This window comes from Geitlerinema sp. CS-897, from assembly GCF_028368005.1.
Lineage (GTDB): Bacteria > Cyanobacteriota > Cyanobacteriia > Cyanobacteriales > Geitlerinemataceae > Baaleninema > Baaleninema simplex.
This window is the reverse complement of the sequence record NZ_JAQNCQ010000185.1, coordinates 24,249-32,298: the sequence shown is the minus strand read 5'-3', so window position 1 is coordinate 32,298 and position 8,050 is coordinate 24,249. Positions and strand designations below refer to the sequence as shown.

Annotated in this window: 7 protein-coding genes and 1 pseudogene; 5 read left to right on the top strand and 3 right to left on the bottom strand. The window is 48.7% G+C overall.

Annotated features, from left to right (window positions below; all coding sequences use genetic code 11):
• Nucleotides 1-258 (top strand): annotated as a pseudogene (locus POG22_RS11725) (RNA-guided endonuclease TnpB family protein); the annotation flags it as partial.
• Between the two features lie 106 nt (nucleotides 259-364).
• Here POG22_RS11725 and POG22_RS11720 read toward each other — a convergent pair.
• Nucleotides 365-1,912, bottom strand: a complete 1,548-nt coding sequence (locus POG22_RS11720; RefSeq protein ID WP_498905420.1) for a bifunctional pantoate--beta-alanine ligase/(d)CMP kinase — start codon at nucleotides 1,910-1,912, stop codon at nucleotides 365-367.
• A 246-nt stretch (nucleotides 1,913-2,158) separates the two neighbouring features.
• A complete protein-coding gene (locus POG22_RS11715; RefSeq protein WP_017659795.1) occupies nucleotides 2,159-2,893 on the bottom strand; it encodes a septal ring lytic transglycosylase RlpA family protein in 735 nt (244 codons plus the stop codon).
• A gap of 446 nt (nucleotides 2,894-3,339) precedes the next feature.
• Between POG22_RS11715 and purM the strand changes: the two genes are divergently transcribed.
• Together purM and POG22_RS11705 are read left to right on the top strand one after the other, a co-directional pair.
• Complete coding sequence (purM, locus tag POG22_RS11710) at nucleotides 3,340-4,365, top strand: phosphoribosylformylglycinamidine cyclo-ligase (RefSeq protein ID WP_498905419.1); 1,026 nt, start codon at nucleotides 3,340-3,342, stop codon at nucleotides 4,363-4,365.
• A 157-nt stretch (nucleotides 4,366-4,522) separates the two neighbouring features.
• Entirely contained in the window at nucleotides 4,523-5,092 is a 570-nt protein-coding gene (locus tag POG22_RS11705) for a DUF1802 family protein (RefSeq protein ID WP_498905417.1), read from the top strand.
• Here POG22_RS11705 and trmB read toward each other — a convergent pair.
• Nucleotides 5,061-5,711 (bottom strand): tRNA (guanosine(46)-N7)-methyltransferase TrmB, encoded by a 651-nt coding sequence (gene trmB, locus POG22_RS11700; protein WP_498905415.1) that lies wholly within the window; start codon nucleotides 5,709-5,711, stop codon nucleotides 5,061-5,063. The two genes, POG22_RS11705 and trmB, sit on opposite strands and share 32 nt — an antisense overlap.
• Before the next feature lie 393 nt (nucleotides 5,712-6,104).
• Here trmB and POG22_RS11695 point away from each other — a divergent pair, with 393 nt between their 5' ends.
• Together POG22_RS11695 and POG22_RS11690 are read left to right on the top strand one after the other, a co-directional pair.
• The gene (locus tag POG22_RS11695; RefSeq protein ID WP_498905413.1) at nucleotides 6,105-7,310 is read left to right on the top strand and encodes an ankyrin repeat domain-containing protein; all 1,206 of its coding nucleotides are present in this window, start codon (nucleotides 6,105-6,107) and stop codon (nucleotides 7,308-7,310) included.
• A gap of 72 nt (nucleotides 7,311-7,382) precedes the next feature.
• Nucleotides 7,383-8,006, top strand: a complete 624-nt coding sequence (locus tag POG22_RS11690) for a DUF1877 family protein (RefSeq protein ID WP_498905411.1) — start codon at nucleotides 7,383-7,385, stop codon at nucleotides 8,004-8,006.
• Nucleotides 8,007-8,050: the final 44 nt, after the last annotated feature.

The following is an 8,050-nucleotide window of genomic DNA, read 5'->3' as shown; positions in this document are numbered from 1 at the left end:
GCGAGTGGACAAGTTATCTGTACCCGTGGGCAACGGGGAATCGAAACTGCCTGTGGAGGGGAGGCGGCGGGGGCTGAGTTGGCTCAGTCTAGCTGGCACCTGTTGAAGCAGGAAATCTTTGGGGCGACCCAAGGAATCTCCCTGCATACCCGGAACGGGTTGCTGAGAGAGGATGTCAAATACTCTTTAAACAAGAGAATTGAGAGAGACTTAAGAGAACCTCGAAAAATTGATTCTGGCTCACAACCTAACGGCTGACACCCTCGATCTTTCGTTCTCTATTCTCGATAGTAGAGCCTTTTTCTCAGTAAGCTTGAATTAATCGAGGTACCCACAAACAATTTCAGAGCGATCGAGAACGACTTCAGCGTCCGGCCGGAACCAGATGTAGAATTTTATCCATCACTTCATCGATGCTGAGATTGTCAGTTTGGATTTCGATCGCATCTCGGGCTTTTTTCAAGGGCGCGATCGCTCGGGTGCTATCTTGGCGATCGCGTTCGGAGATTTCTCCTTCTAACCGATCCAAATTCACCTCGTACCCTTGACGTTCCAAATCCAGCTTGCGCCGCCTGGCTCGTTCCTCCACCGAAGCGGTGAGAAACACCTTCACTTCGGCGTCGGGAAACACGCAAGTTCCCATATCTCGCCCCTCCGCCACGAGTCCCCCGGTTTCGCCGTAGCGTTTTTGCTGTTCGATGAGGAACTGACGCACCACCGGAAGCGCCGACACCGCCGACACCGCCGAGGTGATTTCAGGCGATCGAATGGCGTCGGTGACTTCCTGACGGTTCACCCACACGCGACAGCGATCGCCTTCGACATCGGACTGTAACTGTAAGTCGCACTGTTGCAAAGCTTCAGCCACCGCCGACTCGTCCTCGATCGAGACGCCGCACTCGGCTAACCACCACGTCACCGCCCGATACATCGCCCCAGTGTCCAAGTACAACAACCCGAGTTTACGGGCAATTTGACGCGTTACCGTGGATTTTCCCGCCCCTGCGGGCCCGTCGATGGCGATAATGGGCGCTCGAGCGTTCAGCAACAGGTTGTCGATGAGTCGGGTTTCTCCCACGCGGGCGGCGATGGCGAGCAGTCCTTTGCGACGCACGCTGGCGAGGGGAACTAAGCTGTCAGGATCGACGAGTTCGAGGTACTCTAACCGTAATTCGGGAACGGTGGCAAGTTCGGTTTTAACGGCGTCGAGCAGTTCGGCGCGATCGCGAAATCCTTCCTCGAACAGCGTTTGCGCTCGCTTCAAACTGCGATACAGGACAGAAGCGCGCTCTTTTTGACCCTCGCTGAGATACTGGTTGCGAGAACTGTAGGCTAAGCCGGAGGGTTCCCGCACGGTGGGACAGCCGACGATTTCGACCGGAATTGAAAGATCTCGCACCAGTTGGCGGATAATTGCCAGTTGCTGGGCGTCTTTCTGGCCGAAGTAAGCGCGATCGGGACGAACTAAGTTTAAAAGTTGGGTCACGATGGTCGCGACGCCGTTGAAATGACCGGGACGCGATCGCCCGCATAATATAGATGTCATCTTAGGTGGCGGCACCACCGTCGTTCGCAGGGACGTTCGCCTGTCTGTGTCGGCTTGCGCTCTCCCCGAAATCCCTAACTCTTCGGGACTCGGTGCGAATACAGCATCGACGCCAGCGTTTTGGCAGAGTTGACAGTCGCGATCGAACGTTCTCGGGTATTTGTCGAAATCTTCGTGAGGTCCAAACTGAAGTGGATTCACGAAAATACTGACGATGGTGCGATCGTTGTCCTGACACGCTCGCTCGATCGACCTCAAATGTCCGTCGTGGAGGTTACCCATCGTCGGGACGAAGCCGATCGTCAGGTTGCGGTCTTGGCTTTGGCGATAAGCTTGTAGAGCAGCCTTAGTGGTTAGGCGTTTCATGGAATCTCCCTCGGTGCGATCGACGTTCGACACCAGTGTCTAACGGTTATTTCAAACACCGATGTCGAACGCACAGAACCAACTTGTTAGTGTAGCAACCCAGGGACGATCGGGATGAGGATGCTTCACCAGTGAAGAGGGAAAAGTGTTTCGATCGCCAGTCGCCAGGGAAGACAGGGAACAGGGAGCAGGGAACAGATAACAGTATCTTCCTTGCCTCCTTGTCCCTCTTACTTTCTCTCTAACTTACTTCCCGACAGCTTCAGCCGGTCGGACGACTTCGAGACGGACGGGAGCGACGCCGCTGGCGATGAGGCCCAGACGTTCGGCCGCTCCGGCGGAGAGGTCGATGACGCGTCCGTAGGCGTAAGGGCCGCGATCGTTAACGCGCACGACGAGCGACCGGCCGTTGTCGAGGTTGGTGACCCGCACTTGGGTTCCGAATGGAAGTTCGGGATGAGCGGCCGTAATGGCACTGCTGTTAAAAATTTCGCCGTTCGCCGTGAGGTTTCCCTCGAATCCCGGCCCGTACCACGATGCCATGCCTTGTTCGCTATAAACGATGACTTCTTCAGGCGTGGGATCGGGTTTGGGAAGGGTGGCAGGCGGAAGAACGTAAGCCTGTTGCCCGTCTGAGGCACTCGGACTCGGGCTAGATGCCGATCTCTCTATCTGACGGTCGATCGCGCGATCGCTGCTCGGAGCATTTGAAACGTTTTGGGTTGTCTCCTCGAAGACGAGGTGGTGAAGCCCTTCGTGAGACTCTCCCCAATTTACCAAAAGTGCCTCGCTGGCATTTGGAGGAGCGGCTTGTACGGTGTCTACAAGAGATTGCGCGACTTCGTAGGTTGCCGTTGTAGCTTCTGTGCGGTTCGTATTTCCCTCGGAAGTGCCTTCGATGGCGTTCGCCATACAAGAAAAGTTTCCCATTCCGGAAATCACGATCGCGATCGTGAAGCTTCTCCAAAGTTGATAGGTCATAAGTTAAATTCTCCCAATCGAACCCCCAAATCGCGTTGCCCCGCGTTTGGGGTGGCGAGTCGAGTCTGCTAAGCGCCCCCAACACCCTGCTGTTTGTAAGTTCGATAAATTTTACGGGCGTTTGGCCGCAGATTCGCCGTTCGAGTAACGGCTGAATCGCAACTCATACTCATACCGTGTTCAGGTAATGGTTGTAGAACTGCCACAGAATAGCACGAACTTTTTCCATCGGGGATCGGGAACGCCCCTGAATTGAGGCGAACTTTACAGAAACTTCACAATCGGGTTTTGGCTTAAAGCCATATTTCATAAAGCTTTTGTGTATTTTTGTCGATCTCAAAATCTTTACACAAAAAATATATAAAAAATGTCAAAATATGATAAAAAATACAGATTTTGAAAGATAAGGTAAAATAAGCAGCCTGTGTTTTACCGCTAAACGAGTCATGGATTATCGAGAAGCTGGGGTCGATATTGAAGCCGGTCGCGCCTTTGTCGATCGCATCGAGGAGGTCGTACGAGAAACCTACCGTCCTGGCGTGTTGGGAGGATTGGGAGGATTTGGCGGATGCTTCGAGATTCCGGCGGGATATCGCCAACCGGTTCTCGTTTCTGGAACCGACGGTGTGGGAACCAAGTTAAAACTGGCTCACCAACTCGATCGCCACGACACGGTGGGAATCGATCTCGTGGCCATGTGCGCCAACGACGTTCTGACTTCTGGCGCAGAACCTCTGTATTTTCTCGACTATCTGGCGACGGGAAAACTCAACGGCGAACAGTTGGCGCAAGTCGTCACGGGAATCGCCACGGGATGTCGTCAAGCCGGATGTGCGTTGCTCGGCGGCGAAACTGCTGAAATGCCGGGGTTTTATCAGCCAGGAGAATACGATATTGCGGGATTCTGCGTGGGAATCGTGGAAAAAAGCCAGCTTCTCGACGGTTCTCAGGTGAAAGTTGGCGATGTGGCGATCGCACTTCCGAGTTCTGGGGTTCACAGCAACGGCTATAGCCTGGTTCGTAAAATCGTCGGCGATGGCGGTTACGGGTGGACAGACTGTCCCGAAGCGTTCGGCGGCCGCAGTTTGGGAGAGGTTTTTCTGACGCCTACATATATATATGTAAAACCGGTGTTATCCCTGCGGGAGGCGGACATCGAAATTCGCGCCATGGCGCATATTACTGGCGGCGGACTTCCGGAAAACTTACCCCGTTGTTTGGGTGAAAATCGGGCGATCGCCATCGATCGCGCCGCTTGGGACATTCCCCCGGTATTCCGATGGTTAGCCGAGGCAGGAAACGTGCAACAGTCGGATATGTTCGATACCTTTAACATGGGAGTGGGTTTCGTCGTCGTCGTCTCTCCCGATGGGGTCGATCGCACCTTGGAAACCCTAAAAACCCAAAATCTCGATCCCTTCGTCCTTGGAGAAGTCGTCTCTGGAAACGGCGAAGTCTTGGGACTGAGTTAACGAGAGACTCCCCGTTCTCAACTATAGCAACCCTAAATCAGTTGTGTAACAAAATTGGGATAAAAAGGGGATAAAGGGAACGGGGAACGGGGAATCAGATTTTTTCGGGTGTTTTAATTTTTGACGACCCATTTGGAACTGCTATATCAAATCTTAAATGGCGGTGTTTGCACTGAAGGAATGGTCTGTTGCGGTAGACGCCTTGTTGCGAGGCGAAACGGTCGCTTTGCTGCGAAAAGGGGGAATTCGGGAAAAAGAGAAATCGTTTCAAGTGAAGTGCGATCGCGCGTTTTTGTATCCGACTTACGAACATCAAAAGCCGGAACTCCTCAAACCTGAATACGCCGCCACCGTCACGCCAGTTGAATCGGGTTGGCGTCCGAAAACAGTTGCGATCGCCGGCCGGGCCGAGATTACCCATCGTTTTCTCGTCGAGAGTTGGGAAACCGCCGAAACGGTCGCAGACGAGTTCGTGTGGAACCGTCAGTTTGTCCGCGATCGCCTGGTGTGGAAACCGGAAAAACCCCTGTTTTTACTGTTGTTGAGAGTTTACCGCCTCCGGGAACCGCGAGAGATTCCCGTTTTACCGCAGTATGGCGGATGTCGATCGTGGATCGAGTTGGCGGCGGATTTGACGTTTGACGATGGCGATGCGGTGTTCGATGAGGTGGCGTATGGCGATCGCGTCCGTGAAATTACTCGGAGGTTTCCGACGCAACCCGTTTGAAAATGGCGCGATAGACGGGTTCGCCTTTGTTGTGGGTGGCGATTTCCCGTTCTGTGGAAACCGGAAGTGGGTTTTCGGGAAGCCAATTTTCGCAAGTTCGACGGAAGGCTGGATGTTCGACGAAGCGATCGCACATTTCCACTTCCACTTCTTCGACATCCGATTGAAGAAAGACTTCTCCACCGGGAACCAGGTATTTGGCTAAATCCTCCACCAGTTCCGGTTGAACGACACGGCGTTTTTGGTGGCGTTTTTTGAACCAAGGATCGGGAAATTGAATCGAAACCCGTTTGAGGACGTTTTGGGGAAGGGATTTTAGGATGGGTTTGATAGAGATGTTGACGTTACAGAAGAGATAGTGGAGGTTGGTGAGGTGGGTGCGATCGCGCCAGTCGTTCGCTTCGTCCACCAGGGGTTCGCGAATTTCTAAGCCGAGAAAGTTCCAATTCGGCTCGATTCGAGCGTATTCAAACAGAAACCGACCCCGAGCGCAACCGATATCGAGGTGCAGGGGTTGGGTTAAATTGGGGTAAATGTTCGACCAATCTGGGATAGCGATCGGTTGTTGGTATTTACGACTGAGGGGGTTAACGTGTTGGCGAACTCGTACCGGAGACAAGCGAGATTCCTCCTTTTGTTTTAACGCTCGACGTTTTCTATTTTATCGAGAACTCGACTTCAAACAATTGTCGTGGTCGAACGAATTCGTCATCTCTAGAATAAAACGACTCGGGAAGGGGTGCATCTCACTTTTATAAAAATATGAGTTTGGGGTAGGTTGGACTTCGGCAACGCTGCCGTTCATGGGTGGAGCGATCGCCAAACCCAACAACAGCTCAATTCAGTACTTACTGTGTAAGCAATCGATGAACCCCTTACTGGGCGGAACTTTCATTTAAAGTTATTCATGAAAATCGTGAAATTCATTGCCAGACGAAGATTACAGCATTTTACCCTACACGCTAGGTTCGGCTCGGAAGAGCCAAAATCTACAATATAGGATAATCAAAAAATGGATAAACCCAAAAAGAGAAATCTTTTTAAATTGCTCGATCGTCGTGATGTCAAAGAGTTAAAAGCAGCTCTAAAAAATCTAAAATCCATAGACTTTCTCGACCCAAAAACAACGCTACCTCCTATAACTTATGCTGTCGAAATTAAGTGGATAGAAGGTTTACGAGTTCTCATCGAAGCAGGCGCAAATGTCAACTTTCAGCAAACACCATACGATAATGCTTTAGTGGCTGCTGTAAGATTAGGACAAGTGGAAATGGTGGAAATGCTCTTGAATGCAGGTGCTAATCCCAATGGAATTCGCTTTTACGATTTCGAGCCTGACTCTCCTTTAAATCTAGCGATAAAAAAAGAAAATAAGGAAATACTCAATTTACTCATTGAAGCTGGCGCCGATGTTAACGCTCCACAGAATATAAATGGTACAGCACCTCTAACTCTGGCTATTTATAGAGGAAACTTGGATTTAGTCACGACGTTGATTGAAGCTGGGGCTTTTGTAGATGAAGAGATTTCTGTAGATTTTAGTAATAATGACTATGATGAAATCAAAGAAACAAATATATTGATTGCTGCAAAATCAGGATATCAAAATATTGTAGAATACTTACTTCCTTTAGTGCCTTGTGAAGAAGATCGATTGAGAGCAATTGAAGAGCTTCCCAAAGCCATAGCTCGCAAACAAGAACAGATGAATATGCAAGATTTAATTGTCGCTGCATCTACAGGAGATATTAAAACAGTTGAAGCATTAATTGAGGAAGGCATTGATGTAAATGGTGTAGCTTTTAATCAGAAAACCGCTTTATGTGAAGCTTGTTTTTATGGAAAATTTGAAATTGTTCGTATTTTAATTGATGCTGGAGCCACTCTCGACAAATCATCTTTTGTTAATGCAATATATAGAAATCGATCTAATATTGTTCAATTTTTAATTGAAGCTGGTTTCAATTTTAGTCAGTTCTTTTTTGAAGGATATACAGCTCTTATGCTAGCCGCAAAAAATGATTGTTTCGATACAGTTAAAGTTCTTCTTGAATCTGGAATTAAGGATATAAATTCTAAAAATTTCGACAAAAAAACAGCATTGGATTTAGCTCGAGATTCAAGACATAGAGAAGTCGTTCGATTATTAAAAGAATATGGTGCAGTTGGCGATTCAGAAATTGAAGAGACAACTCCTAGTGAAGATATACCGTTTTGAGTTGAGGTAGAATATCTTGAATGTTAAAATATTTCCGTTGTTAAAATCTAAAACCCAGAGCCTAGAATTAAAATGGGCATCACTGTGAGCTATAGACGTATATCTAAGGCTCAATTTTTAGAGATTCAAGCCAATTCTCAATTGGCTCTAGAGTTTTTCTATGGAGAGAGTGGAAAGATCGATCGATCTGAATTGTTAGATTTATTATTGGATTTGTTGATTAGTGAAACACTACCTTCTGAGTTCAGCAATGAAATAAAATCCTCTTTGTCCAAGCAATCGAGCGTCTATCAGGATAATTTCGATCTAAATAAAACCTGGCTTTCTATCGAAAAAGAGTGGCAAGCTATTCACTATCTTTTGACTGGTGAAGTCGCTTGCGATCGCTCCTCTGCCGAACCGCCGTTAAATCAAGTCATATTTGGAGGAACAGAAACAGAGTTTGAAGCCACCTATGGTTACGTGCGCTATTTTACTCCCGATGAAGTGAAAGAGATTGCGATCGCTATCGCTCAGTTACCAGAAATAGACTTACGAATCCGATTTAACGAACGTGAAGATCTCGAACTTTACGCACAATCTGATAAATGGGACGAAGAGGACTGGGAGTTTTTGAAACGTACTTTAAAGTATATTCATGATTTTTTTGCTGAAGCGGCAAAAAACAATGAGATTGTACTCATTTCTTCTGATTAAAAGCCAGGCTAATCTTATCTGATTTTGTAGCCAATTTACTCAAT

What these genes read in the sequence shown, in the direction of transcription:
- POG22_RS11720 (WP_498905420.1), bottom strand. Translation starts at nt 1,912, where the DNA reads ATGAAACGCCTAACCACTAAGGCTGCTCTACAAGCTTATCGCCAAAGC.
- POG22_RS11715 (WP_017659795.1), bottom strand. Translation starts at nt 2,893, where the DNA reads ATGACCTATCAACTTTGGAGAAGCTTCACGATCGCGATCGTGATTTCC.
- purM (WP_498905419.1), top strand. Translation starts at nt 3,340, where the DNA reads ATGGATTATCGAGAAGCTGGGGTCGATATTGAAGCCGGTCGCGCCTTT.
- POG22_RS11705 (WP_498905417.1), top strand. Translation starts at nt 4,523, where the DNA reads ATGGCGGTGTTTGCACTGAAGGAATGGTCTGTTGCGGTAGACGCCTTG.
- POG22_RS11695 (WP_498905413.1), top strand. Translation starts at nt 6,105, where the DNA reads ATGGATAAACCCAAAAAGAGAAATCTTTTTAAATTGCTCGATCGTCGT.
- POG22_RS11690 (WP_498905411.1), top strand. Translation starts at nt 7,383, where the DNA reads ATGGGCATCACTGTGAGCTATAGACGTATATCTAAGGCTCAATTTTTA.